We start from the raw sequence: 24,195 nt of genomic DNA on the forward strand, positions 1-24,195 counted from the left end.
GGCCGCCGCTCATGCGGCCAGCGCGCGCTCCAGCGCCGCGTGCAGACGCCGCGCCAACAGCGCGGCTTCCGGCGGCTCGTCCGTCAGCGCGTCGCACGATACCGTGCGGCGCAGCATGCCGTCCACATCCTCGGGGTGGCCCAGGGCGCCACACAGCAGCGCCCAGTCGGGCCGTGCCACCAGCGTGCCGGCCACCAGCAGCACGCCGGTGCGCTGGCGCCGCTGCGCCAGGCCCACCAGCTTGCGTCCGGCGGCATCGACCACCTCCCACGGCGCCAGGCTGCCGTAACAGGCCCAGTCCACCACGGGGCCGAGCCGCGCGTTGGCCTCGGGCACCTCGGCCTCGGGCAGCGCCCGCGCGCTGACGCCCAGGCCGGCCAACACGTCCACATGCAATTGCCCCAGGTCGCGGTAGCTGTCGGGCAGGCGCCCTTTCACCCAGGGATGCGCCAGCGGCAGCACCACCGAAGCGCTCACCATCCACGGCCCGGTCAGCACCGCGCCGCCGCCCGAGGGCCGCAGCATGAGCTCCATGCCCGGCGGCAGCCGCGCGGCGGCCTCGGCCTGGCGAGCGCGCTGCGAGCAGCCCAGCACGATGGCGGGGTCGCGGTAGGTCCAGACGCGAAAGCGCGGGGCAGCGACGGGCTCGGCCATCTGGAGGCTGTTCCAGGCCTGCTCTTGCGGGGCGGTGTCGATGAGAATCTCCGAGTTTGGCAGGGCATACGCTCCCGGGGCTGGGGGCGCGGCGGAACTATCGGCCCGGTGCTCCCGAAAGTCAAATCGGCGCCCGCGGGCGCCGATGAATGCTATTGATTGGATAGCTACCAGCGCTCTACCGGCGGGCGCCAGACGCCATTTTTATTAGAACCCAGGCAGCACGGCGCCCTTGAACTGGGTCTCGATGAACTTGCGGATCTCTTCCGACTGGTAGGCCTTGACGAGCTTGCCCACCCAGGCCTGGCTCTTGTCGGCCTCGCGCACGGCGATCAGGTTGACATAGGGGCTCTTGGCGCTTTCCTGGGCGATGGCGTCGGTCTTGGGGTTCAGGCCGGCCGAGAGCGCGAAGTTGGTGTTGACGGCAGCGGCGTCCAGGTCGTCCAGCGAGCGCGCCAGCTGCGCCGCGTCCAGCTCCACGAACTTGAGCTTCTTGGGGTTGCCCACCACGTCCAGCGGCGTGGCCTTGAGGCCCGCGCCCTCCTTGAGCTTGATCAGGCCCTTGTCCTGCAGCACCAGCAGCACGCGGCCGCCATTGGTGGGGTCGTTGGGGATGCCGAACTTGGCGCCTTCCTTCAGGTCTTCGAGCTTCTTGACCTTCTTGGAATACAGGCCGATGGGGAAGTTGACGGTGTAACCCACGGGCACGATCTTGTAGCCCCGGTCCTTCACCTGCGCGTCGAGGTAGGGCTTGTGCTGGTAGGCATTGGCGTCCAGGTCGCCGGCGGCCAGCGCGGCATTGGGCTGCACATAGTCACTGAACTCCACCACCTGGATCTTCAGGCCGTCCTTCTCGGCAACCTTCTTCACCTGCTCGAAGATCTGGGCGTGCGGGCCGGCCGTCACGCCGATCTTGAGCGCCTTCTCCGACGCCAGAACGCCAGCGGAAAAGCCAGCGGCCAGGGCCAGCGCGAGGGTGGTTTGGAGCAGGGAGCGCTTGTTCATGGGCAATACCTTTCGTAAGAGATGGCTCGCATCCTAGAGTTTACACCATAAAACTCAAAATAATAAATATTTGTTTTTTAATTCAAATTAGAAATATAGACTACATGGCACGGCCCAAGTCCTGCCATCCTCGCCATGGCCGTCCATCGCCTGGCCCGTCGCATCGATATTCAGGACGCCGCTGAATAATCAATCGCCAGGCACGCAGAGGGCCTCAGATAATCGGCTCGCGGTTCCGTGGAACGAGGCAAAATCCCAAGAAAATCCATCGGACATACACGAGTTTACATAACGGGTTTTTCTGCCGCAAAAAAAGGTAGAATCGACCGGCGGCAGGCGCTCCGAATATGCGCCACAGACGGTGGAACGCCCTGGTTTTGATACAGATTCAGAGCTACACCAAGTCACGCGCCTTTGCTGTCGCCTATGCGACATGGCAAAAAACGCCATTGTGAACAGCCTCGCACGGGCCATGAAACCACCTCCGTGCACCCAACCCCGGCCCGCGCCAACCGCCCTTCCAGCCAGCGATCACGACGCCAAACCACCCACCGTCAGCAGCCCGAAAGCAGCGCCAGCACTCGGTATGCTGCAGCGCAACCCCAAAAACCGTGGCCACTTGCGGCAACGCAGCATGCGGCCAGGCCACCGTGTTCCCGCGCCGCGCCAAAGTTGCATGGCAAAACCACATTTGAAGCAGGTCATTGATCCCCGTCAAACATGCAAACGCGATTCAGGTTCACCATGCCCAGGCAATGAGTTACAAACAAAAATAAATATGTAAATCCCACGCGCCGGAATCTCCGACTATTTTTCTTGGTTTTTACCAAGCCAGGTTTTACCGGTCATGCATGCCGCATGCATGTGTCAGATATTGCTTGGCCACCATTTTGTCGGTGCAGAAGGCCATTATCAAAACCCTTGCGGGTTTCTATTGAAAGCAGTGTCTTGAATATCTCCAGCGCCATTGTTTATGCAAGACCGGGTTCCGACCAGGTTCTGCGCGAACAGCTCCCCCAAGTGCCGGGTGTCGAGGTCCACGCCGCCTCCGAGGACGGAAAGATCGTCGTCACCATCGAGGCGGAAAACGACCGCGCCGCCATCGACGTCTACGAGGCCCTAGGCCGGATGGACGACGTCCTGAACGTCGCCATGATCTTTCAGCAAACCGAATCCCACCCTGATCAGGAGTTAGTGAAATGCAAGTAACCCGTCGTGACCTTATCAAGGCCCATGCTGTCACCGCTGCTGCCACGGCCATTGGCATCAGCGTTCCCGGCGCGCAGGCGCTGGCACAAACCGCCGGTTCCGGCGACGACGTCCGCTGGGACAAGGGCGCCTGCCGCTTCTGCGGCACCGGCTGCGGCGTGCTCATCGGCGTCAAGGACGGCCGCGTGGTCGCCACCCAGGGCGACCCGGACGCCCCGGTGAACAAGGGCTTGAACTGCATCAAGGGTTACTTCCTGTCCAAGATCATGTACGGCAAGGACCGCCTCACGCAGCCGCTGCTGCGCATGAAGGACGGCAAGTTCGACAAGAACGGCGAGTTCGCCCACATCTCCTGGGACAAGGCCTTCGACATCATGGAGGAGAAGTGCAAGGCGGCGCTGAAGGCCGGCGGCCCGCGCAACATCGGCATGTTCGGTTCCGGTCAATGGACCATCTGGGAAGGCTATGCGGCCTCCAAGCTGTGGAAGGCCGGTTTCCGCTCCAACAACATCGACCCCAACGCGCGCCATTGCATGGCCTCGGCCGTGGCCGGCTTCATGCGCACCTTCGGCATCGACGAGCCCATGGGCTGCTATGACGACTGCGAGCACGCCGACGCCTTCGTGCTGTGGGGCTCGAACATGGCCGAGATGCACCCCATCCTGTGGTCGCGCGTGACCGACCGCCGCCTGACGGCCAAGCACGTCAAGCTGCATGTGCTGTCCACCTTCACGCACCGCTCGTGCGAGCTGGCCGACAGCGAACTGATCTTCAAGCCGCAGTCGGACCTGGCGATCCTCAACTACATCTGCAACTACATCATCCAGAGCGGCGCGGTGAACGAGGACTTCGTCAAGAAGCACGTGAACTTCCGCAAGGGCGTGACCGACATCGGCTACGGCCTGCGCCCCACCCATCCGCTGGAGCAGGCCGCCGGCAACAACGGCTACCCCGGCCCGGACGGCAAGCCCAAGGGCGCGCCCGATGCATCGACGTCCATCAGCTTCGAGGAATTCAAGCAGTTCGTCTCGGAATACACGCTGGACAAGGCACACGAGCTCTCCGGCGTGCCCAAGGACAAGCTCGAAGCGCTGGCCAAGACCTACGCCGACCCCAAGACCAAGGTCACGTCCTTCTGGACCATGGGCTTCAACCAGCACACGCGCGGCACCTGGGTCAACAACATGATCTACAACGTCCACCTGCTGGTGGGCAAGATCTCCGAGCCCGGCAACAGCCCGTTCTCGCTCACGGGCCAGCCCTCGGCCTGCGGCACGGCGCGCGAAGTGGGCACCTTCGCCCACCGCCTGCCCGCCGACATGGTGGTGACCAACCCCAAGCACCGCGAAATCTCCGAGAAGCTGTGGAAGCTGCCCGCCGGCACCATCCCCGACTGGGTGGGCCTGCACGCCGTGGCCCAGAGCCGCGCGCTCAAGGACGGCAAGCTCAACTTCTACTGGACCACGACCACCAACAACATGCAGGCCGGGCCGAACATCAACGGCGAAATCTGGCCCGGCTTCCGCAACCCGGCCAACTTCATCGTGGTGTCCGACTGCTATCCCACGGTGTCCGCCATGGCGGCCGACCTGATCCTGCCCTCGGCCATGTGGGTGGAGAAGGAAGGTGCCTTCGGCAACGCCGAGCGCCGCACGCAGTTCTGGCGCCAGCAGGTGCGCGCCCCGGGCCAGGCCAAGTCCGACCTGTGGCAGTACATCCAGTTCTCCAAGCGCTTCAAGGTCGAGGAAGTGTGGCCCGCCGAGCTGCTGGACAAGAACCCCGAGTACAAGGGCAAGACCCTGTACGACGTGCTGTACGCCAACGGCCAAGTGAACAAGTTCCCGCTCGCCGACCTGCAGAAGGGCTTCGACAACGACGAATCCAAGGAACTGGGCTTCTACCTGCAGAAAGGCCTGTTCGAGGAGTACGCCGAGTTCGGCCGCGGTCATGCGCACGACCTGGCGGCGTTCGACGTGTACCACAAGGCGCGCGGCCTGCGCTGGCCCGTGGTGGACAACAAGGAAACGCTGTGGCGCTTCCGCGAGGGCTACGACCCCTATGTGAAAAAGGGTGAAGTGGTCAAGTTCTACGGCAAGCCCGACGGCAAGGCCTGGATCTTCGCCCTGCCCTACGCACCCGCCGCCGAGGCACCCGACGCCGAGTACGACCTCTGGCTCTCCAGCGGCCGCGTGCTGGAGCACTGGCACACCGGCTCGATGACGCGCCGCGTGCCCGAGCTGTACCGCGCCATGCCCGACGCCTGGCTCTACATGCACCCCGAGGACGCCAAGAAGCGCGGCCTGCAGCGCGGCGACACCGTCAAGGTGATGACGCGCCGTGGCGAGGTCAGCACCAAGGTGGAAACCCGGGGCCGCAACAAGCCACCGCTGGGCCTGGTGTTCATGCCCTTCTTCGACGAGCACCGCCTGGTGAACAAGCTCACGCTGGACGCCACCTGCCCGATCTCGAAAGAGACCGACTTCAAGAAGTGCGCTTGCAAGGTGGTGAAGGCCTGACCCACCCCGGGCGCATGGAGACACGCGCCCGCGCCGCCCTAACCGCCCTTCCATTTCCGCCATGACCGCACCCACCCCCGTCAAAGACTCCGCGCGCCGGCAGTTCATCCTCGACACCACGAAGATGGCTTGCGGCATGGGGGTACTCGGCCTGGGGCTGGGGCTGGTCAACAAGCAGGCCAAGGCCTTGCCGGCGGGCGCCATCCGCCCACCGGGCGCGGGCAATGAGACGGACTTCCAGTCCGCCTGCATCCGCTGCGGCCTGTGCGTGCGCGATTGCCCCTACGACATCCTGCAGCTGGCCACGCCGGCCCAGCAGGTGGCCCTGGGAACGCCCTTCTTCGTGGCGCGCACCAAGCCCTGCGAGATGTGCGAGGACATCCCTTGCGTCAAGGCCTGCCCGACGGGCGCGCTGGACCATGGCCTCACCGACATCACCCAGGCCAAGATGGGCCTGGCGGTGCTGGTGGACCATGAAACCTGCCTGAACTTCCTCGGCCTGCGCTGCGACGTGTGCTACCGCGTCTGCCCGGTGATCGACAAGGCCATCACGCTCGAAGTGCAGCACAACGAGCGCACGGCCAAGCACACCATGTTCCTGCCCACGGTGCACTCCGACCACTGCACCGGCTGCGGCAAGTGCGAGGCGTCCTGCGTGCTGGAGGTGGCGGCCATCAAGGTCTACCCCATCGCGCAGGCCAAGGGTGAACTGGGCGCGCACTACCGCGTGGGCTGGGAGGAAAAGCGCAAGGCCGGCAAGTCGCTGGTGGAGGACAAGGGCCTGATCGACCTGCCCGACCGCATGCCCGAAGGCACGACCCTGCCCGGCCACTTCGATCCGGGCAGCAGCCAGGGGCTCCCCAGCCCCTTCGGCCCCGAGGGCAAACTCCCCGATGGAGCGCCGCGATGAAGCCCGCCGACAATGCCTTCGCCCGCGAGGCCATCGAGGCCAAGGGCTGGTGGGGCGCGCACCGCTGGCTGGTGCTGCGCCGCCTGGTGCAGCTGACCGTGCTCGCGCTGTTCCTCGTGGGGCCGTGGTTCGGCTGGTGGATCGTCAAGGGCAACCTCAACTACAGCCTGACGCTGGGCACGCTACCGCTGGCCGACCCGCTGGTGATGCTGCAGTCGCTGCTGACGCGCCATGTGCCCGAACGCAACGCCGTCATCGGCGTGTGCATCGTGCTGGCGTTCTACCTGCTGGTGGGCGGCCGCGTCTACTGCGCCTGGGTGTGCCCGGTGAACATCGTCACCGACACCGCCAGCGCGCTGCGCCGCAAGCTCGACATCCGCGGTGGCGGCGACATGCCGCGCCAGACGCGCTACTGGATCCTGGCCCTCATCCTCGTGCTGGCGGCCACCACCGGCGGCATCGTCTGGGAGCTGGTCAACCCGGTGTCGCTGCTGCCGCGCGGCCTGATCTTCGGCATGGGCGCGGGCTGGCTGGTCATTGGCGGCATCTTCTTGTTCGACCTGTTCGTCATGAAGCGCGGCTGGTGCGGCCACCTCTGCCCCGTGGGTGCCTTCTACAGCCTGCTGGGGCGCTGGAGCCTGGTGCGCGTGTCGGCCACCAAGCGCGAGGCCTGCAACAACTGCCTCGACTGCTTCGTGGCCTGCCCCGAGCAGCAGGTGATCCGCATGCCGCTCAAGGGCGCCAGCAAGGGCGTGGGCCCCATGATCCTGGACAGCAACTGCACCAACTGCGGCCGCTGCATCGATGTCTGTTCCAAAGACGTATTCACCTTCGTTCCGCGCTTCGCGCCGAACGAGGCCAACCCAACCGGCGCGGCCCCCCTGCCGCCGCAATGATTCCAAACACCTTTCAAACGTGGAGATCCCCATCATGAAGACGACCCTCAAAATCTCGCTGGCCGCCCTCCTTTCCGTGGCCGCATGCTGGAGCACCGCACAGACGGTGAGCGCCATGCGCAGCAGTGAAGTGTCGGCCGTGGACAAGGCCCCGGAAGTCCAGCCCTACCTGGGCAGCAAGCCCGGCGGCCATGCGCTGATCCAGCGCACCTTCAAGGAACAGCCCCCGCTCGTTCCGCACAAGGTCGAGGGCTTCGACGACATCACCAACGAGGACAACGTCTGCCTGGACTGCCACATCCACAAGGAAGTGCGCGGCCAGAAGATCCCGCAGGTCAAGGAAAGCCACCTCGTCAAGCCCGTTAACCCCGATGCTCCGGAGATCAACAAGGCGCGCTGGCAGTGCAACTCCTGCCACGTGCCGCAGATCGACGCCAAGCCCCTGGTGGAAAACATCTTCAAGGGCAACACCGCCGCGAAGTAAGCCACGCCCGGGCACCGCAGGCCCGGTTTTCTCCGAATGACCCCCGCTTTCCGCACCTCGGGCAGAGCCTCTGCCTGTGGGTGCGGTTTTTTTCTTTTCAAGGCATTTTTGGCCGTCAAAGCCCGATGGACATGCGCCAGTAGCTATTTAATTGATAGCAATCACCGGTGGCTCAAGCGCCGCACGGCCCAGTCGCCCAGGCTTTGCACGGCCTGCACGAAGAACACCAGCACCACCACCACGGCCAGCATGATGTCGGGCAGGAAACGCTGGTAGCCGTAGCGGATGCCCAGGTCGCCCAGGCCGCCGCCGCCGATGGCGCCGGCCATGGCCGAGTAGCCCGTGAGGCTCACGAAGGTGATGGTCAGCCCCGCCACGATGCCGGGCAGCGCCTCGGGCAGCAGCACCTTCCAGACGATCTGCGCCGTGCTCGCGCCCATGGCCTGCGCGGCCTCGATCAGGCCGTGGTCCACCTCGCGCAGCGCGGCCTCCACCAGCCGCGCCACGAACGGCGCCGCCGCCAGCGTGAGCGGCACCACGGCCGCCGCCGTGCCGATGGACGAGCCCGTGATCAGGCGCGTGAACGGGATGATGGCCACCAGCAGGATGATGAAGGGCGTGGAGCGCACCGCGTTCACCAGCCAGCCCACGGTCTTGTTCAGCGGCCCGTTCTCCAGCACGCCGCCCTGGTCCGTCAGGCGCAGGAACACACCCAGCGGCACGCCCAGCAACGCGCCCACCACGCCCGAGATGCCCACCATCACCAGGGTTTCCCACAGCGAGGTGGCGAACAGCTCCAGCATCATTTCGGAAAAATTCTCGAACATCGCTCAATCCTCCAGCGCCACGGCCACTTCTTGCACTTCCACGCCCTCGTCGCGCAAACGCGCGATCGCGCCGCGCAATTGCGCGGCCTCGCCGCTGGCGTACACCGCCAGCGAACCGAAGGTCTGGTCCTGGATCTCGTCCACCTGGCCGTGCAGGATGCTCATGTCCAGCCCGTAGCCCCGGATCAGCCGCGACAGGATGGGCTGGTAGGCGCTGTCCCCCGCGTAGGACAGGCGCAGCAATTGCCCTTCGGCCCCCTGCCCCGCGCCCCGCAACTGGGCCGCGAGCTTGCGCACATGGTCCAGCACGCTGGCGGGCAGTTCCTGCGGCAGGATCTCCTCGATGAGGCTGCGCGTGATGGGCTGCCGGGGGCGCGTGAACACGTCGAGCACGCGGCCCTGCTCCACGATGCGGCCCGCGTCGATCACGGCCACGCGGTCGGCGATCTGCTTGATGACCTGCATCTGGTGCGTGATGAGCACCACCGTCAGGCCCAGCTCGCGGTTCACCTGGCGCAGCAGGTCGAGGATGGAGCGCGTGGTCTCGGGGTCCAGCGCCGAGGTGGCCTCGTCCGACAGCAGCACCTGGGGCCGGCTGGCCAGCGCCCGCGCGATGCCCACGCGCTGCTTCTGCCCGCCGCTGATCTGCGCCGGATACCGGCCGGCAAGCTGCGCCAGGCCCACCAGTTCGAGCAGCGGGTTCACGCGCTGGGCGATCTCGCCACGCGGCATGCCCGCCAGCTCCAGCGGCAGCGCCACGTTGTCGAACACGGTGCGCGAGGACAGCAGGTTGAAATGCTGGAACACCATGCCGATGTCGCGCCGCGCGGCGCGCAGCTCGGCCTCGCCCAGCCGGGTGAGGTCGCGGCCGTTCACGATGACTTCGCCGCGCGTGGGCCGATTGAGCAGGTTGATGGTGCGCACCAGCGAGCTCTTGCCCGCGCCGCTGCGCCCAATGATGCCGAACACCTCGCCCGGCGTGATGTGCAGGTCGATGCCGCGCAGGGCCTCGACCGGGCCTTGCGGGCCCTGGTAGGTTTGGGTCAGTCCCCGGATTTCGATCATGGAAAGGAAAAGGCCGCCCCGCGATGTGTCGCGCGCTGCGGCCTGTATCAACAACGATGGCCTGATTCTACAGAAATAGCATGTAAAACCAAACTATCAAAAAATTAAGTAATAAGACAACGTAGTTATAAAGCGCCCGCAAGGAAGCCGCAGCGGCCCCACGATCGCGGGCCGCGCCCCGGGCAAGCCACTGGACAAGCGGTGGCTCCTAGAATGAAAGCCCCACAGGATCGCGCACCATGAGCACCAAACCACTGGACCGACTGCTGTTTGCGCAAGGCGGCGACTGCTTTTTCTGCCGCCAGCCGCTGCCGCGCGAGCAGGCCAGCATCGAGCACCTGGTCGCCACCACCCATGGCGGCAAGGACAACGACGAGAACCTCGTGGCCTGCTGCCAGGCGCTCAACACCCTGTTCGGCCGCATGTCGCTCAAGGAAAAGCTCGCCGTCATCCTGCGGCAGAAAGGCGCCTTCCAGTGCCCGGCCCGGCTGGCGCCCGCCACGGCCAGCGCCGCGCCGCCACCCGCGCCCCAACCCGCCGCCCCGGCCTGCGCTGCCACGCCCCTGCAGGCCGTGCTGGCCGGACTGCGGAAACGCGGCAACGCCCGCCCGCGCACGCTGGACGCGCTCGCCGCGCTGGTGGCGGACCTGCTGGAGCAGAACGGCTTTGCCGCGCGGGAAGCCAAGGACGTGCTGGCCCGGCTGCGCGGCCAGCACTACATCGAGGTGCAGGACCGCCGGATCACTGCCTATCTGCTGCCGCCCCGCCAGGGTTGAGGCAGCACCCCATCCGCCTCGAATGCTATCTATTTGATAGCTTACAGCGCTTTATCCATGGGCTGAAACGGCATTTTCATCACATATCTCAGGGCGCCGCATGGCGCAGCCGTCGCAGGCTGAACCCCGCCGCCACGCAAGCGAAAAGCGCCGCCAGCCCCAGCGCGATGACCGGGCCGCGCCCGTCGTGCGCGTTGACCACGCTGAAAATCATGGCCAGCAGCACCGCGCCCGTGGTCTGCCCGGTGAGCCGTGCCGTACCCAGCATGCCGCTGGCCCCGCCCGAGCGGTGCACCGGCGCCGAGGTCACGATGGTGTGGTTGTTGGGCGACTGGAACAGCCCGAAACCGATGCCGCACAGCGCCATGCGCCACACGATATCCATCCCCGTGGGCTGCGCGGGCAACAGCGCCAGCAGCGCCAGGCCCAGCGCGAACAGACCCAGGCCGATGCCGCCCAGCAAGCCGTCCGGGTAGCGGCCGATGAGACGCCCGGCCAGCGGCGCCGCCACCACCGTGCCCAACGGCCAGGCCGTGATGAGCAGGCCCGCCTCCACCGGCGAGCGGCCCAGCCCGTCGAGCAGGAAAAACGGCAGGCCCACATAGGCCAGCATCTGCGCGGCGAACGCGCCCACCGAGGTACACATCGACAGGCGGAATACCGGAATGCGCAGCAGGTCCACCGGGAACAGCGGCACCGGCAGCGCCCATTGGCGCCGCAGGTACACCACGCCCACGGCGATGCCAGCCGCCAGCAGCGCCAGCGCCGTGGCCAGCCCGGCGGGCGTGGGCGCCGAGCCCGCGCGCGTGCCCAGCATGTCGGCGCCGAGGAACACCAGGCCGAACATCAACACGTTCATCAGCACATCGGGCCACGACAGGCCCGCGCCCTGCGGCCGCGCCGTGGCGTTGTGCGGCAGCGCCACGTAGCCCATGCCCAGCACCAGCAGGCCCAGCGGCAGGTTGAGCGCGAACAGCCAGGGCCAGGGCCCCAGCGAGAGGATGAGCGCCGACACGCTGGGCCCGGCCACCGAGGCCGTGGCCACCACCACCGAATTGAGCGCCACGCCGCGCCCAAGCAGGTGGGCCGGGTAGATGCGCCGCACCAGCGCCGCGTTCACGCCCATGATGCCGGCCGAGCCCAGCCCCTGCACCGCGCGCCAGAAGGCCAGCGACGGCAGCGAGTCGGCCAGCACGCAGCCCAGCGACGCTCCGGTGAACAGCGCCAGCCCGCTGAGATACACCCGGCGATAACCCACCAGGTCCCCCAGCATGGCACAGGGCAGCAGCAGCCCCAGCGTGGCCACCTGGTAGGCGTTGACCACCCACACCGACTGCGCCGCGCTGGCCTGCAGGTCGCGCGCGATGCCGGGCAGCGCAAGGTTGACGATGGTGCTGTCGAGCACCGACATGGCGATGCCCATCACGATGACAAGCATGGCGCGCAGACGCGCGCGGGGAGGAAGACCGTCTTGCATGGAAAAGAAAGCGCATCCGGGCAGCGCGGCAAGGTCACGGCGCAATGGCGGAAGGCGAGCCGGGATTGTCGCGCGCCAGCCACCGCCGCGCAGCCGTTGGCGCGGAGCCCCCAGGCGGGGTATGCCAAGGGTTGACACGCAAGGCGTGCAGCGCGGCAATAGCCGTGGCTCTTGCGAGGATAAGCAACGCGGTGGACGGCCCGAGACCGCAGATGCACACGGTGTGGCGATTCGTGCAGGGCATCCTTAAGTCCTGGTTAATGCGCGGCTTCTAGAGTCGGCCGCCATGACGCACTCCCACCGCTCCCGTCGCCCGTCCATCGCCGCTTCGCTGGCCCTGCCTGCCCTGCTGGGGCTCCTGTGCACCTGCGCACCGGTTCACGCCAGCGCACCCACCGAGAAAGTGGTCTGCACCGACGCGCCGCGCTCACAGTGGATGAGCGAGGCCCGGGCGCGCGAGATCTTCGGCGCCTCGCGCTTCGTGGCCGTGAAATTCAAGGTCTCCAAGGGCAACTGCCACGAGTTCTATGCCGTGGACGCCCAGGGCGGCGTGGTCGAGGCCTACCTGCACCCGGTCACGGGCCAGGAAATCCGCGCCACGCGCATCCCGGCGCAGGAAAAAGCCCCACCGAAGCCCTGACCTGCGCGCGGTGTCACGCCGCGGTGGCCACCAGACGCTCGGCCTGCTGACGGCGCGCCTGCGCCGGGTGCGGCGGCCGGGGCAGGCCCAGGTGCTCGCGCAGGGTGCGGCCGGTGTACGCGGTGCGGAACAGGCCGCGCCGCTGCAGCTCGGGGATCACCAGCGCCACGAAGTCCTGCAGGTCATAGGGCAGCGTGGGCGCCATCACGTTGAAGCCGTCGGCCGCGCCGATGGTGAACCAGTGCTCCAGCTCGTCGGCGATGGACTGCGGCGTGCCCACCACCGTCCAGTGGCCGCGCGCCGTGGCCACGCGCTGGTAGAGCTGGCGCAGCGTGAGGTTCTCGCGCCGCGCCAGGCCCAGAAACAGCGCCTGGCGGCTCTGCCAGCCCTCGGTAGGCGGCAGGTCGGGCACGGGGCCGTCGAGTGGGTAGGCCGAGAAGTCGAAGCCGCCGACAAAGCTCGACAGCAGCCCCAGGCCCACCGAGGGCTCGATCAGCGACTGCAGGCGCTCGTACTTCTCCTGCGCCTCGGCCTGGGTGCGCCCCACCACGGGCGAAACACCGGGCAGGATCTTGAGCGCGTCCGGTGCGCGGCCGTGCGCCGGCAGGCGGCTCTTGAGGCTGCTGTAGAAGGCGCGCGCGTCCTCCACCGACTGGTGCGCGGTGAACACCAGTTCGGCGGTGGCGGCGGCCAGTTCCTGTCCGTCCTCGGAAGACCCCGCCTGCACCATCACCGGGTAGCCCTGCACCGGACGCTGGCTCTGCAGCGCGCCTTGCACCTGGTAATGCTTGCCCCGGTGGTCGAGCCGGTGCAGCTTGGCCGGGTCGAAGTAGCGGTCGCCCACCTTGTCGAACAGCGGCGCATCGTCCTCGAAGCTGTCCCACAGGCCCTTGACCACGTCCACGTACTCGCGCGCCTTCTCGTAGCGGCTGGCGTGGCTGATCTGCTGGTCCAGGCCGAAGATGCGCGCCTCGTGGTCCGAGCCCGAGGTGACCAGGTTCCAGCCCGCGCGGCCGCCGCTCAGGTGGTCCAGCGTGGCCACCTTGCGCGCCAGGTGGTAGGGCGGCAGGTAGGTGGTGGAGACCGTGCCCACCAGGCCGATGCGCTCGGTCACGCCGGCCAGCGCGGTCAGCAGTTCCAGCGGCTCGAACTGGTGCGGCGGCACGTTGCGCGCCAGCGCCTCGGCGGGCGCGCCGGGCAGGCCCATGGTGTCGGCGCTGAAGATGGCGTCGAACAGGCCCGCCTCGGCGATGCGCGCCAGGTTCTTGTAGTGCTGCGGGCGCAGCGCGGCGGCGGGGTCCACGTCCGGGTGGCGCCAGGCCGCGATGTGGTGGCCGACGCCGAACAGGAAGGCGCCGAGGTGGAGTTGACGGGGTGCGGTGCTCATGGGTGGGGCCTTTCGTCTGGACAGGGATGGGTGCCTACAGCTTGGCGATGGAGACTTCGGTGGACTTGACGAGCGCGACCACGTCGGAGCCCACGACGAGGCCCAGGTCGTCCACAGAGCGGGTGGTGATGACCGAGGTGACGATGCCCCACGGGGTCTCGACATCGACCTCGGAGACGACGTCGCCACGGATGATTTCGCGCACCTTGCCCTTGAACTGGTTGCGCACGTTGATGGCTTGGATGGACATGGTTTTCTCCTTGAAAAGTCCGTTGAAAAAGGTGTTGCAGAAGGGGCGGTCAGATCGCCCAGCGCAGCCCGTGGGCGGGCACGCCGGGCCAGGGGTCGATGGGTATCGCGGGCTCGGGGGCGGGCTTTTGCAGCACGCGGTCGAGGATGCGTTGCTCCAGCGCGGCAAAGGCGGCGTCGTGCACGCGCGGGCGCGGCAGGTCGATGCGCTGGTCCAGCGCGATGCGGCCGTCCTCGATCAGCACCACGCGGTCGGCCAGGGCCACGGCCTCCTGCACGTCGTGCGTGACCAGCAGCGCGGTGAAGCCATTGGCACGCCACAGGCTTTCGATGAGCCGGTGCATCTCGATGCGCGTGAGCGCGTCGAGCGCGCCCAGGGGCTCGTCGAGCAGCAGCAGGCGCGGCTGGTGCACCAGCGCCCGGGCCAGGGCCACGCGCTGGCGCTGGCCGCCCGACAGGCGCGCGGGCCATTCGCCCTGGCGCTCGCCCAGGCCCACCTGCTCCAGCACCGTGGCGGCCAAGGCATGCTGGCTGCGGGGCAGGCCCAGCGCCACGTTGTCCAGCACACGCTTCCAGGGCAGCAGGCGCGCCTCCTGGAACATGATGCGGGTGGCCTGCGACAGCCCCGTCAGCGGCGCGCCGTCCAGCCGGATCTCGCCGCTGCTGGCGGATTCAAGCCCCGCCACCAGGCGCAGCAGCGTGCTCTTGCCGCAGCCGCTGCGGCCCACGATGGCGACGAACTCGCCGGGCGCGATGTGCAGTTGCGTCTGGCGCAGCACCTCGCGCTGGCCGTAGCGCTTGCCCAGGCCGGAAATGTCCAGGCGCACGCCACCGAAAGGGGATTGTTGGTTTTCTGAAGTCAAAGGGGCCTCCCGCGCCCGTCTATCGGGCGCTAGTAGCTATAAAAAAGGGAGTTATCGAGACACAGCCCGAGCACTTGGCGCGGCCCCAGGCGCGGGACGCCGCGCAAGGGCCGCCCCGCAGCGCTGGCGTCGTCCCCCTTCCCGAAGCGCGCAGCGCGTAGAGAGAAGGGGGAAGCCGCGCAGCGGCTCAGGGGGTTGCATACCCTGGATGCCAGCGCAGCCACCAGCGTTCGAGCGCCTTGGCAAACCAGTCGGCCAGCTTGCCCAGCAGCGCGTAGAGCAGGATGCCCACGAGCACGATGTCGGTCTGCAGGAACTCGCGCGCGTTCATGGTCAAGTAGCCGATGCCGGCCTGCGCCGAGATGGTCTCGGCCACGATCAGGATCACCCACATCAGCCCGAGCGAGAAGCGCAGCCCCACCAGGATGGACGACAGCGCGCCGGGCAGGATGATCTGGCGGTAGAGCTGCCAGCGGTTCAGGCCATAGGTGCGCCCCATCTCGATCAACCCTGGGTCCACGCCGCGGATGCCGTGGAAGGTGTTGAGGTAGATCGGGAAGAACACCGACACGGCGATGAGGAACAGCTTGGCCGCCTCGTCGATGCCGAACCACAGGATCACCAGCGGAATCAGCGCCAGCGCCGGGATGTTGCGCACCATCTGGATGCTGGTGTCGAGCAGCGCCTCGGCCCAGCGCGCCGAGCCCGTGAGCAGGCCCAGCACCAGCCCCAGCCCGCCACCGATGGCCAGCCCGGTGAGCGCCCGACCGGCGCTGACCTGCACATGCGTCCACAGCTCGCCCGAGGCGGCGAGTACACCGGCGGCGCGCACCACGTCCAGCGGCGCGGGCAGCACGCGGCTGGACAGCCAGCCCCATTGCGCAGCAACTTGCCACAGGGTGACCAGCGCCACGGGCACAAGCCAGGGCAGGCACCGACGGGCCGCCCCCCAGGCATGGCGCCGGGCAGCGAGCCCCCAGGCGGGAGAAAGGATGGCGGAGGGTGGCGGTCCGGCAAGGGTCTTGGTGGTCATGCGGTTCTCCGGTGCGGTGGACGGGTCAGTACGAGATGGCGAAGCCGGCCCGGGGGGCGCGGCGCAGCACGCGGCGCTGCCGGGGGTGCAGGCCCCAGGCGTTGGCCGTGGTTTCCAGCAGGCGCTGCAGGCGCTCATGCAGGGGGAAGGACACAGGGGTGTTCATGGCGTGTGCTCCTTGGCGCGATCAACCCAGGTCCACCGGCGCGGCGTGCAGCAGGTTGAGCTTTTTCGGGATCAACTTGAGTTCGAAAAAGGTGTCGGCAATCTGCTGTTGCTCGGCCAGGATCTCGGGCGTGACCGGCCCCACGCCAAAGCGCGCGCGCCCCAGGTACAGATCGGTGATGGCCTTGTCCAGCCCCAGCACCGCCGACAGCTCCGTGGCCGCAGCCTCCTTGTTCTTCGAGGCCCAGGTGTCGATGCCGTTGAGCTCCTCGATGGCGATGCGCAGCACGTCGGTGCTCCGGGTGGCGAACTCGCGCGAGGTGAAGTAGTAGGCGCGGTTGTTCACCACGCCCGTGGCATCGACCAGCAGGCGCGCGTCCAGCGTCTTCTGGGCGGCGGCGAGGAAGGGGTCCCAGATGATCCAGGCATCCACGGCGCCCCGCTCGAAGGCGGCGCGCGCATCGGCCGGGGCCAGGAACACGGATTGCACGTCGCCGTACTTCAGGCCGTGCTTTTCCAGCAGCTTGACCAGGAAGTACTGCACGTTCGAGCCCTTGTTGTAGGCCACGCGCTTGCCCTTGAGGTCGGCCACGGAGCGGATGCTGGAACCCTGGGGCACGATCACCGCCTCCAGCGCCGGGCGCGGCACCGTGGCGCCCGCGTAGACCAGCGGCGCCCCGGCGGCCTGCGCAAAGATGGGCGGCGCCTCGCCCACGTCGCCGAAGTCGATGGAGCCGACGTTGAGCGCTTCGAGCTGCACCGGCCCGGCGGTGAACTCGGTCCAGGTGACCTTCACGCCCAGCGGCGCCAGGCGCTTTTCCAGCGTGCCGCGCCCCTTGAGGATGGACAGCCAGCCCTTCTGGTGGCCGATGCGCAGCACGCGGCCACCCTGCTGGGCCAGGACGCCGCTGCTGGCGCCCAGCGCGGTGGCGGCCAGACCGGTGGCAAGAATCTGGCGACGGGTGAACGATGGCTTGAAAGAGGTCATGAAAATACTCCGAGGGGTCGTTGCGCGGGCAAGGCTCCGCCCTTGCCGCGTGCGCGGGTTCAAAAAAATGGGGACAGGGGAAGGATTCAGGCCGGGCCGGTGCGCCCAGGCCTCAGGGCGTCACACGCTACATCGCACCTGCGAGAAGGGCACCGGCGCGAACCGGGTGGCCTGCGCGGGCGAGGGGCGCAGCGTCTCGGTCACGAGCAGGTTCACCGCGTCGTCCAGGCGGGTGGCGATGTCGCGCCCCACGGCGTAGGCGCCTTCCGGGGTCACCGTCACCTGGGCATCGGTGGCATAGATGCCCGGCAGGATGTGCTTGGCACCGAGCGACTGGAGCACGGGCCGCAGCGCATAGTCCAGCGCCAGCATGTGGTGCGGGCTGCCGCCCGTCGCCAGCGGCAGCACGGTCTTGCCCTGCAGCGCGGTCTGCGGCAGCAGGTCGAGAAAGACCTTGAGCACGCCGCTGTAGGCGGCCTTGTACACCGGCGTTGACACCACCAGCACCCGCGCCTGCGCCACCTGGGCCACGGCCTGGCTGATGCTGCGGTGGTGCGTGTCGGCCAGCAGCAGCGCCTGGGGCGAGAGGTCGCGGACATGGACGCGGTCCACGAGCGCGCCGCGTACCGTCAGGCGCTGGGCCACGGCGTCGAGCAAGGCGGCGGAGCGTGAGCGCTCCGAGGGGCTGCCGGCAATCAACAGGGCGGACATGGGCTTCCTTTGGTTCAACTTTGATAGCTGCCAGCGCTTGTGTGGCAAGCGCTAGAGGCCTGTTTGGCTCTTATTTCCGGCTGTAGATCTGATCGAAGCTGGCGCCGTCGGCAAAGTGCTCCTTGGCCGCCTTGGTCCAGCCGCCAAAGGCGTCGTCGATGGTGAACAGGTTGAGCTTGGGGAACTGCTTGGCGTACTTGGCCTTGGCCTTCTCCGACACCGCCGGACGGTAGAAATGCCGGCCCGCGATGTCCTGGCCTTCTTCGGTGTAGAGGTACTTCAGGTAGGCCTCGGCCACGGCGCGCGTGCCCTTCTTGTCCACGTTCTTGTCCACCACCGTGACGGCGGGCTCGGCCAGGATGGAGAGCGAGGGGTAGACCACATCGACCTTGCTGCCGAACTCCTTCTCCAGCAGATAGGCCTCGTTTTCCCAACTGATGAACACATCGCCCTGGTTGCGCTGGGCAAAGGTGATGGATGAACCGCGCGCGCCGGTATCGAGCACGGGCACATTGGCATACAGCTTGGCGACGAACTCCTTGGCCTTGGCGTCCCCGCCGTACTTGCGCTTGGCGAACTCCCAGGCGGCCAGGTAGTTCCAGCGCGCGCCGCCCGAGGTCTTGGGGTTGGGCGTGATCACGCTGATGCCCGGCTTGACGAGGTCGTCCCAGTCGCGGATGCCCTTCGGGTTGCCCTGGCGCACCACCAGCACGATGGTCGAGGTGTAGGGCGCGCTGTTGTGCGGCAGGCGCTTCTGCCAGTCCTTGGCGATCCAGCCGCCGTTGGCGTGCAGCGCGTCGGTGTCGCCGGCCAGGGCCAGGGTGGCCACGTCGGCCTCCAGCCCGTCGATGATGGAGCGTGCCTGCTTGCCCGAGCCGCCATGGCTCTGCTTGATGGTCACGTCCTGGCCGGCCTGGGCCTTCCAGTGCCGCGCGAAGGCCTGGTTGAACTCCACGTACAGCTCGCGCGTCGGGTCGTAGGAAACATTGAGCAGGGTCACGCCCTGGGCCCAAGCCGATGCGGCGCCCAGGGTCAAAGCGGCGGCGGCCAGGGGAAACTTGATAAAGTGACGGCGAAGGTTCATTTTGGTGGTTCCGAAGGTTTTGTTGTGCGGTGAATGGATTCTGAAAGTCACCCTTCAAAACTGGAACTACTGTGTTTTCAGTTTTTAATTACCCAAACATCTAAAAGGCACCCCCATGGCACGCATGGTTCAATGCATCAAGCTCGGCAAGGAAGCCGAAGGCCTTGATTTCCCCCCCTACCCCGGCGAGTTGGGCAAGCGCATCTGGCAGAGCGTGAGCAAGGAGGCCTGGGCCGGCTGGATCAAGCACCAGACCATGCTGGTGAACGAGAACCGCCTGAACCTGGCCGACGCGCGCGCCCGCCAGTATCTGGCGCGCCAGATGGAGCAGCACTTCTTCGGCGGCGGCGCCGACTCGGTGCAGGGCTACGTGCCTCCTACGAACTGAGCGCCGTTCTCCCGCTCCCGTGGCGCCCTCCGTGGCGCCTTTTTCATGGGCTTTTCCGCACCGCACACCATGGCCGAAAGCATTGACTGGCTCGACGACGGCACCCCCTACAGCCCCCGCTATGGCGACCGCTACCACGGCGAACAAGGCATCGCGCAGGCGCGCGACGTGTTCCTGCACGGCTGCGGCCTGCCCCAGGCCTGGGCCGGCGCGCCGCAGTGGCGCATCCTGGAGACCGGCTTCGGCTTCGGGCTGAACTTCCTCGCCACCTGGGCCGCCTGGCGTGCCGACCCCCATCGGTCCACGCTGCTGCATTTCATCTCGCTCGAAGCCTGGCCGGTGTCCGCCGACGACCTGCTGCGCGCCGCCCGGCGCCACCCCGAGCTGCTGCCGCTGGCGCAGGAACTGCATGCGCAGTACTGGGGCCTGCTGCCCGGCGTGCACCGCCTGTGGCTGGACGGCGGGCGCGTGCTGCTGACGCTGTGCATCGGCGACGCGCAGGCGCTGCTGCGCCAGCAGTCTTGGGAGGTCGATTCGGTCTACCTCGACGGCTTCAGCCCGCAGAACAACCCCGACATCTGGAGCCTGGACACCCTCAAGGCCATCGCGCGCTGCTGCCACCGGGGCACGCGCCTGGCCACCTGGACCATCGCCCGCGCGGTGCGCGACGCGCTCGCGCAGTGCGGTTTCACGGTCGAGAAGGTGCCGGGCCTGCCACCGAAGCGCGACAACCTGCAGGCCGTGTTCGACCCCGCCTGGGAGCCCCGCGCCCAGCCAGCCGAGGACGGCCCCCCGCCCTTCGCCGCGCCCGCGCGCTGCATCGTCATCGGCGCGGGCCTGGCCGGCGCCACCACGGCCGCCAGCCTGGCGCGGCGCGGCTGGCGCGTGCAGGTGCTCGATGCGGGCGACACGCCGGCCAGCGGCGCCTCGGGCCTGCCCGTGGGCCTGTTCGCGCCGCACCTCGCGGCGGATGACAACGTGTTCGCGCGCGTCTCGCGCGGCGGTGTGCGCGCCATGCTGCAGCAGTCGCAGGCGCTGCTGCGGGCGGGCGAGGACTGGAACCCCGCCGGCGTTCTGGAGCGCCGCCCCGCTGGCAAGACCGGCCTGCCGCCCGGCTGGCAGGACGGCCCCGGCGCCGACTGGAACCGGCCCGCCAGCCCCGAGACCCTGCGCGCCGCCGGCCTGCCCGAAGACACCACCGCCTGCTGGCATGTGCGCGCCGGCTGGGTGCGCCCGGGCCGCCTGGTGCGGCGCCTGCTGGAACAGCCCGGCATCGCGCTGCGCACCGGCAGCGCCGTGGCCGACCTGCGACGCACCGGCGACGGTGCCTGGCAGGCCCTCGATGCCACCGGCCAGGTGCTGGCCGAGGCCGAGGTGGTGGTGGTGGCCGCCGGCCCCGCCTGCAACCCCCTGATCGAGCGCGTGCGCGGCGCACGCCTGCCGCTGCAATCCGTGCGCGGCCAGCTGTCCTGGGGGCCCCAGCCCGCCGGGGTGCAAGGCCTGCCCCCCTTCCCGGTCAACGGCAACGGCGCCCTGGTGGCGCATGTGCCCGGCGCGGAAGGCCCGCTGTGGCACCTGGGCTCCACCTTCGACCGCGACGAAGAGCGCCTGCCCCTGCCGCCCGAGGAAGAAGCCGCCTCGCACACCACGAACTGGCAGCGCCTGCAGTCCCTGGTGCCCGCCGCCGTGCCCGCGCTGCGCCCCGCCTTCGAGGGCGGCGCCCCGCTGCACGCCTGGGCCAGCGTGCGCTGCACCTCGGCCGACCGGCTGCCCATCGTCGGTCCGGTGGACGCGCAGGCCCTGCCCGGCCTGTGGCTGTGCACCGCCATGGGCGCGCGCGGGCTCACCCGCGCCGTGCTGTGCGGCGAACTGCTGGCCGCGCGCCTGCAGGGCGAGCCGCTGCCGCTCGATGCCAAGCTGGCGCGCGCCATGGGCACGGAAAGGCTGCTGAAATAAGTGACCACCCCCTGTGCGGCTGCGCCGCTTCCCCTTTCTCACGCGCTATGCGCGGGAAGGGGGACGCCACCAGCGCGGCGGGGCGGCCCTTGCGTGGAGGCCGCTGGCCTGGGCCCCGCGACAGCAAAAGGCCAACAACCCGCGCCAATGCTCATGCATAAGCTTATTCGCATAAGGGAAGCACGAAACAATCGTTTGTTTTCATATGCGAGCCGCCTACATTGGCGCCCATGCATGATTTCGCGTTCATCTTTGCGGGCTTCGCTGTCGGCCTGATCGTCGGTCTCACGGGCGTGGGCGGCGGCTCGCTGATGACGCCCGTGCTCATCTTCTTCTTCGGCGTGAAACCCCACCTGGCCATCGGCACCGACCTGCTGTTCGCCGCCTTCACCAAGCTCGGCGGCACCGTGAGCATGGCGCGCCAGCGCCTCGTGCCGTGGCGCGTGGTCGCGCTGCTGTGCTCGGGCAGCATCCCGGCGGCGCTGGGCTCGCTGTGGCTGCTGCACCGCATGGGCCCGGCCAGCGACCGCGTGCAGCACCTCATGACCACCACCCTGGGCGCCGCCCTGCTGCTGACGGCCGCCGCCATGCTCTACAAGGTGCTGGCCTTCTCGCCCAAGCACCAGGCCATCGAGCTGGCCGCGCGCCAGGCCAATGCCGCCAACGCCGCCGAGCCGCGCCACTGGAGCCTGCCGGTGCTGCTGGGCGCGGTGATCGGCACGCTGGTCACTTTCACCTCGGTGGGCGCGGGCGCCATCGGCGTCACCGTGCTGCTGCTGGTGTTCCCGCACCTGCCGCTGCCGCGTATCATCGCCGCCGACATTGCCTACGCCGTGCCGCTGACGCTGGTGGCCGGCCTGGGCCACGCCTCGCTCGGCTCGGTCGACTGGCCGCTGCTGGCGCAACTGCTGGCCGGCTCGCTGCCCGGCATCTGGCTGGGTTCGCGCCTGGTCTCCCGCACGCCCGAGCGCGTCATCCGCTCGGCCCTCTCCGTGCTGCTCGCCTGGGCGGGCGCCAAACTGGTTTTGATTTAAGTCTCGGCAAAGAGATTCTCCCCACCATGTACCAATACACCGCCTTCGACCAACAGTTCATCCGGCTGCGCGCCCAGCAGTTCCGCGACCAGCTCGAACGCTGGCAGGCGGGCAAGCTCGCCGAGGATGAGTTCCGCCCGCTGCGCCTGCAAAACGGCTGGTACGTGCAGCGCTACGCGCCCATGCTGCGCGTGGCCGTGCCCTACGGCGAGCTGTCCAGCCAGCAGCTGCGCGTGCTGGCGCGCGTGGCGCGCGAATACGACCAGCCCGACGCCGCCCTGCTGGCCGAGGCCCAGGCCACGCAGGAAAAGCTGGGCGACATCCCGCTGCACGATGGCCGCCGCATCGGCACCCAGCTCAAGTACGGCTACGGCCACTTCACCACGCGCACCAACGTGCAATACAACTGGATTCCGTTGACCAAGGCCGCCGATGTGATGGACCTGCTGGCCAGCGTGAACCTGCACGGCATCCAGACCAGCGGCAACTGCATCCGCAACATCAACAGCGACGCGCTGGCCGGCATCGCCGCCGACGAGATCGCCGACCCGCGCCCGTTCTGCGAGATCCTGCGCCAGTGGAGCACGCTGCACCCCGAGTTCTCGTTCCTGCCGCGCAAGTTCAAGATCTCCATCGCCGGCGCGCGCGAGGACCGCGCCGCCCTGGGCTGGTACGACGTGGGCCTGCAGCTCGTGAAGAACGACGCGGGTGAACTCGGCTTCAAGGTGCGCGTGGGCGGCGGCATGGGCCGCACCCCCACCATCAGCCCGGTGCTGCGCGAGTTCCTGCCGTGGAACCAGCTCATGAACTACCTGGAGGCCGTGATCCGCGTCTACAACCGCTACGGCCGCCGCGACAATGCCTGGAAGGCGCGCATCAAGATCCTGGTGAAGGCCGAAGGCCAGGCCTACATCGACCAGGTGGACGAGGAGTTCCGCCAGATCGTCGAAGTGGAAGGCGGCCCGCACACCATCACCCAGGCCGAACTCGACCGCGTGACGGCCTCGTTCCAGGAGCCCCAAATCGACCTGGCCCCCTCCGACGCCGAAGCCGAAACCCTGGCCCTGCTGCGCGCCACCACCGAGAGCGATGCCGAATTCGGCCGCTGGCTGGCGCGCAACGTGCTGCCGCACCGCAACCCGCAGCTGCGCGCCGTGGTGCTGTCGTTCAAGCGCCTGGGCCATGCGCCCGGCGACGCCACGGCCGAGCAGATGGAGGCCGCCGCCGACCTGGCCGACCGCTTCTCCGCCGGCGAGCTGCGCGTGACGCACGAGCAGAACCTGCTGCTGCCCTGGGTGCGCCGCGACCAGCTGCCCGCGCTGTACAAGGCCGCGCGCGCGCTGGGCCTGGCCAAGCCCAACATCGGCCTGCTGACCGACATGATCGCCTGCCCCGGCGGCGACTTCTGCTCGCTGGCCAACGCCCGCTCGCTGCCCATCGCCGAAGCCATCACCGAGCGCTACCAGGACCTCGACGAGCTGTTCGACCTGGGCGAAATCGACCTGCACATCAGCGGCTGCATCAACAGCTGCGGCCACCACCACAGCGGCCACATCGGCATCCTGGGCGTGGACAAGGACGGCAAGGAGTGGTACCAGATCACGCTGGGCGGCGCCGACGGCTCCAACCTCTCGGGCCCGGCCTCGCCCGGCAAGATCATCGGCCCCTCGTTCAGCGCCGCCGAGGTGCCGGGCGTGATCGAGGCCCTGCTGACCACCTACCGCGCCCAGCGCCAGCAACTGCCCGACGCCTCGCAGGGCCCGAAGTACGAGCACTTCATCGACACGGTGCGCCGCGTGGGCATCGAACCGTTCAAGGCCGCCGCCAACGCCGTGCGCCTGCCCGCCGAGGCCCTCACGGCCTGAGCCCCCGAAGGAA

24 protein-coding genes are annotated in these 24,195 nt (G+C 68.2%); 11 read left to right on the top strand and 13 right to left on the bottom strand.

Annotation, left to right across the window (positions count from 1 at the left end; translation table 11 throughout):
- Positions 1-9: 9 nt before the first annotated feature.
- Together D8S75_RS05465 and D8S75_RS05470 are read right to left on the bottom strand one after the other, a co-directional pair.
- The gene (locus D8S75_RS05465) at positions 10-654 is read right to left on the bottom strand and encodes a lipoyl protein ligase domain-containing protein (protein WP_232828918.1); all 645 of its coding nucleotides are present in this window, start codon (positions 652-654) and stop codon (positions 10-12) included.
- Between the two features lie 207 nt (positions 655-861).
- The gene (locus D8S75_RS05470; protein WP_119964939.1) at positions 862-1,659 is read right to left on the bottom strand and encodes a MetQ/NlpA family ABC transporter substrate-binding protein; all 798 of its coding nucleotides are present in this window, start codon (positions 1,657-1,659) and stop codon (positions 862-864) included.
- A 948-nt stretch (positions 1,660-2,607) separates the two neighbouring features.
- Between D8S75_RS05470 and D8S75_RS05475 the strand changes: the two genes are divergently transcribed.
- The 5 genes from D8S75_RS05475 (at position 2,608) to D8S75_RS05495 (ending at position 7,674) form a co-directional block, all read left to right on the top strand.
- The gene (locus tag D8S75_RS05475) at positions 2,608-2,868 is read left to right on the top strand and encodes a chaperone NapD (RefSeq protein ID WP_157982591.1); all 261 of its coding nucleotides are present in this window, start codon (positions 2,608-2,610) and stop codon (positions 2,866-2,868) included.
- The gene (gene napA / locus D8S75_RS05480; RefSeq protein WP_119964941.1) at positions 2,859-5,384 is read left to right on the top strand and encodes a nitrate reductase catalytic subunit NapA; all 2,526 of its coding nucleotides are present in this window, start codon (positions 2,859-2,861) and stop codon (positions 5,382-5,384) included. Before D8S75_RS05475 ends, napA begins: the two co-directional genes overlap by 10 nt.
- Before the next feature lie 61 nt (positions 5,385-5,445).
- Positions 5,446-6,294, top strand: a complete 849-nt coding sequence (gene napG / locus D8S75_RS05485) for a ferredoxin-type protein NapG (RefSeq protein WP_119964942.1) — start codon at positions 5,446-5,448, stop codon at positions 6,292-6,294.
- On the top strand, positions 6,291-7,190 hold the full coding sequence (gene napH, locus D8S75_RS05490) for a quinol dehydrogenase ferredoxin subunit NapH (RefSeq protein ID WP_119964943.1): 900 nt from the start codon (positions 6,291-6,293) through the stop codon (positions 7,188-7,190). Before napG ends, napH begins: the two co-directional genes overlap by 4 nt.
- Positions 7,191-7,224: 34 nt before the next feature.
- Positions 7,225-7,674, top strand: coding sequence for a nitrate reductase cytochrome c-type subunit (locus D8S75_RS05495; RefSeq protein ID WP_157982592.1), 450 nt, complete (start codon positions 7,225-7,227; stop codon positions 7,672-7,674).
- Between the two features lie 161 nt (positions 7,675-7,835).
- Here the strand turns inward: D8S75_RS05495 and D8S75_RS05500 are convergent, their stop codons facing one another.
- Positions 7,836-8,501 (bottom strand): methionine ABC transporter permease, encoded by a 666-nt coding sequence (locus D8S75_RS05500; RefSeq protein ID WP_119964945.1) that lies wholly within the window; start codon positions 8,499-8,501, stop codon positions 7,836-7,838.
- 3 nt (positions 8,502-8,504) lie between these two features.
- Positions 8,505-9,566, bottom strand: a complete 1,062-nt coding sequence (locus D8S75_RS05505; RefSeq protein ID WP_119964946.1) for a methionine ABC transporter ATP-binding protein — start codon at positions 9,564-9,566, stop codon at positions 8,505-8,507.
- Between the two features lie 239 nt (positions 9,567-9,805).
- Between D8S75_RS05505 and D8S75_RS05510 the strand changes: the two genes are divergently transcribed.
- On the top strand, positions 9,806-10,342 hold the full coding sequence (locus D8S75_RS05510; protein ID WP_119964947.1) for an HNH endonuclease: 537 nt from the start codon (positions 9,806-9,808) through the stop codon (positions 10,340-10,342).
- Positions 10,343-10,430: 88 nt separating this feature from the next.
- On the opposite strand, the gene D8S75_RS05515 is transcribed toward D8S75_RS05510, so the two are convergent.
- Positions 10,431-11,780 carry an MFS transporter gene (locus tag D8S75_RS05515; protein WP_119964948.1) on the bottom strand — a complete coding sequence of 450 codons (1,350 nt, stop codon included), beginning with the start codon at positions 11,778-11,780 and terminating at the stop codon, positions 10,431-10,433.
- 325 nt (positions 11,781-12,105) lie between these two features.
- Between D8S75_RS05515 and D8S75_RS05520 the strand changes: the two genes are divergently transcribed.
- Positions 12,106-12,459, top strand: a complete 354-nt coding sequence (locus tag D8S75_RS05520) for a PepSY domain-containing protein (RefSeq protein ID WP_119964949.1) — start codon at positions 12,106-12,108, stop codon at positions 12,457-12,459.
- Positions 12,460-12,472: 13 nt separating this feature from the next.
- Here D8S75_RS05520 and D8S75_RS05525 read toward each other — a convergent pair whose 3' ends face one another.
- From D8S75_RS05525 to D8S75_RS05555, 8 genes are all read right to left on the bottom strand, one after another.
- The gene (locus D8S75_RS05525) at positions 12,473-13,846 is read right to left on the bottom strand and encodes an LLM class flavin-dependent oxidoreductase (protein WP_119964950.1); all 1,374 of its coding nucleotides are present in this window, start codon (positions 13,844-13,846) and stop codon (positions 12,473-12,475) included.
- 34 nt (positions 13,847-13,880) lie between these two features.
- On the bottom strand, positions 13,881-14,096 hold the full coding sequence (locus D8S75_RS05530) for a TOBE domain-containing protein (RefSeq protein ID WP_015013774.1): 216 nt from the start codon (positions 14,094-14,096) through the stop codon (positions 13,881-13,883).
- Between the two features lie 49 nt (positions 14,097-14,145).
- Positions 14,146-14,958, bottom strand: coding sequence for an ATP-binding cassette domain-containing protein (locus tag D8S75_RS05535; RefSeq protein ID WP_119964951.1), 813 nt, complete (start codon positions 14,956-14,958; stop codon positions 14,146-14,148).
- Positions 14,959-15,145: 187 nt separating this feature from the next.
- The gene (gene ssuC, locus D8S75_RS05540) at positions 15,146-15,991 is read right to left on the bottom strand and encodes an aliphatic sulfonate ABC transporter permease SsuC (protein ID WP_119964952.1); all 846 of its coding nucleotides are present in this window, start codon (positions 15,989-15,991) and stop codon (positions 15,146-15,148) included.
- Positions 15,992-16,016: 25 nt separating this feature from the next.
- Positions 16,017-16,157: a hypothetical protein gene (locus D8S75_RS17590; RefSeq protein WP_197905026.1), complete on the bottom strand. Its 141-nt coding sequence runs from the start codon at positions 16,155-16,157 to the stop codon at positions 16,017-16,019.
- Positions 16,158-16,178: 21 nt separating this feature from the next.
- Complete coding sequence (locus D8S75_RS05545) at positions 16,179-17,144, bottom strand: sulfonate ABC transporter substrate-binding protein (RefSeq protein ID WP_119964953.1); 966 nt, start codon at positions 17,142-17,144, stop codon at positions 16,179-16,181.
- Between the two features lie 120 nt (positions 17,145-17,264).
- Positions 17,265-17,855 carry an NADPH-dependent FMN reductase gene (gene ssuE, locus D8S75_RS05550; protein WP_119964954.1) on the bottom strand — a complete coding sequence of 197 codons (591 nt, stop codon included), beginning with the start codon at positions 17,853-17,855 and terminating at the stop codon, positions 17,265-17,267.
- A gap of 70 nt (positions 17,856-17,925) precedes the next feature.
- On the bottom strand, positions 17,926-18,939 hold the full coding sequence (locus D8S75_RS05555) for a sulfate ABC transporter substrate-binding protein (RefSeq protein ID WP_119964955.1): 1,014 nt from the start codon (positions 18,937-18,939) through the stop codon (positions 17,926-17,928).
- A 115-nt stretch (positions 18,940-19,054) separates the two neighbouring features.
- Here D8S75_RS05555 and D8S75_RS05560 point away from each other — a divergent pair, with 115 nt between their 5' ends.
- The 4 genes from D8S75_RS05560 (at position 19,055) to D8S75_RS05575 (ending at position 24,182) form a co-directional block, all read left to right on the top strand.
- On the top strand, positions 19,055-19,327 hold the full coding sequence (locus D8S75_RS05560; RefSeq protein ID WP_119964956.1) for an oxidative damage protection protein: 273 nt from the start codon (positions 19,055-19,057) through the stop codon (positions 19,325-19,327).
- 69 nt (positions 19,328-19,396) lie between these two features.
- Positions 19,397-21,283: a bifunctional tRNA (5-methylaminomethyl-2-thiouridine)(34)-methyltransferase MnmC2/FAD-dependent 5-carboxymethylaminomethyl-2-thiouridine(34) oxidoreductase MnmC1 gene (gene mnmC, locus D8S75_RS05565; RefSeq protein WP_119965116.1), complete on the top strand. Its 1,887-nt coding sequence runs from the start codon at positions 19,397-19,399 to the stop codon at positions 21,281-21,283.
- 230 nt (positions 21,284-21,513) lie between these two features.
- Positions 21,514-22,317: a sulfite exporter TauE/SafE family protein gene (locus D8S75_RS05570; RefSeq protein WP_119964957.1), complete on the top strand. Its 804-nt coding sequence runs from the start codon at positions 21,514-21,516 to the stop codon at positions 22,315-22,317.
- Between the two features lie 26 nt (positions 22,318-22,343).
- Positions 22,344-24,182, top strand: a complete 1,839-nt coding sequence (locus tag D8S75_RS05575; RefSeq protein ID WP_119964958.1) for a nitrite/sulfite reductase — start codon at positions 22,344-22,346, stop codon at positions 24,180-24,182.
- Positions 24,183-24,195: the final 13 nt, after the last annotated feature.

This window comes from Simplicispira lacusdiani, from assembly GCF_003604195.1.
Classification (GTDB): domain Bacteria; phylum Pseudomonadota; class Gammaproteobacteria; order Burkholderiales; family Burkholderiaceae_C; genus Simplicispira; species Simplicispira lacusdiani.

Bases quoted from the DNA above. Each gene is read 5' to 3' on its own strand.
- D8S75_RS05465 (WP_232828918.1), bottom strand. From the start codon at position 654: ATGGCCGAGCCCGTCGCTGCCCCGCGCTTTCGCGTCTGGACCTACCGC.
- D8S75_RS05470 (WP_119964939.1), bottom strand. From the start codon at position 1,659: ATGAACAAGCGCTCCCTGCTCCAAACCACCCTCGCGCTGGCCCTGGCC.
- napA (WP_119964941.1), top strand. From the start codon at position 2,859: ATGCAAGTAACCCGTCGTGACCTTATCAAGGCCCATGCTGTCACCGCT.
- napG (WP_119964942.1), top strand. From the start codon at position 5,446: ATGACCGCACCCACCCCCGTCAAAGACTCCGCGCGCCGGCAGTTCATC.
- napH (WP_119964943.1), top strand. From the start codon at position 6,291: ATGAAGCCCGCCGACAATGCCTTCGCCCGCGAGGCCATCGAGGCCAAG.
- D8S75_RS05495 (WP_157982592.1), top strand. From the start codon at position 7,225: ATGAAGACGACCCTCAAAATCTCGCTGGCCGCCCTCCTTTCCGTGGCC.
- D8S75_RS05500 (WP_119964945.1), bottom strand. From the start codon at position 8,501: ATGTTCGAGAATTTTTCCGAAATGATGCTGGAGCTGTTCGCCACCTCG.
- D8S75_RS05505 (WP_119964946.1), bottom strand. From the start codon at position 9,566: ATGATCGAAATCCGGGGACTGACCCAAACCTACCAGGGCCCGCAAGGC.
- D8S75_RS05510 (WP_119964947.1), top strand. From the start codon at position 9,806: ATGAGCACCAAACCACTGGACCGACTGCTGTTTGCGCAAGGCGGCGAC.
- D8S75_RS05515 (WP_119964948.1), bottom strand. From the start codon at position 11,780: ATGCTTGTCATCGTGATGGGCATCGCCATGTCGGTGCTCGACAGCACC.
- D8S75_RS05520 (WP_119964949.1), top strand. From the start codon at position 12,106: ATGACGCACTCCCACCGCTCCCGTCGCCCGTCCATCGCCGCTTCGCTG.
- D8S75_RS05525 (WP_119964950.1), bottom strand. From the start codon at position 13,846: ATGAGCACCGCACCCCGTCAACTCCACCTCGGCGCCTTCCTGTTCGGC.
- D8S75_RS05530 (WP_015013774.1), bottom strand. From the start codon at position 14,096: ATGTCCATCCAAGCCATCAACGTGCGCAACCAGTTCAAGGGCAAGGTG.
- ssuC (WP_119964952.1), bottom strand. From the start codon at position 15,991: ATGACCACCAAGACCCTTGCCGGACCGCCACCCTCCGCCATCCTTTCT.
- D8S75_RS17590 (WP_197905026.1), bottom strand. From the start codon at position 16,157: ATGAACACCCCTGTGTCCTTCCCCCTGCATGAGCGCCTGCAGCGCCTG.
- D8S75_RS05545 (WP_119964953.1), bottom strand. From the start codon at position 17,144: ATGACCTCTTTCAAGCCATCGTTCACCCGTCGCCAGATTCTTGCCACC.
- ssuE (WP_119964954.1), bottom strand. From the start codon at position 17,855: ATGTCCGCCCTGTTGATTGCCGGCAGCCCCTCGGAGCGCTCACGCTCC.
- D8S75_RS05555 (WP_119964955.1), bottom strand. From the start codon at position 18,939: ATGAACCTTCGCCGTCACTTTATCAAGTTTCCCCTGGCCGCCGCCGCT.
- D8S75_RS05560 (WP_119964956.1), top strand. From the start codon at position 19,055: ATGGCACGCATGGTTCAATGCATCAAGCTCGGCAAGGAAGCCGAAGGC.
- mnmC (WP_119965116.1), top strand. From the start codon at position 19,397: ATGGCCGAAAGCATTGACTGGCTCGACGACGGCACCCCCTACAGCCCC.
- D8S75_RS05570 (WP_119964957.1), top strand. From the start codon at position 21,514: ATGCATGATTTCGCGTTCATCTTTGCGGGCTTCGCTGTCGGCCTGATC.
- D8S75_RS05575 (WP_119964958.1), top strand. From the start codon at position 22,344: ATGTACCAATACACCGCCTTCGACCAACAGTTCATCCGGCTGCGCGCC.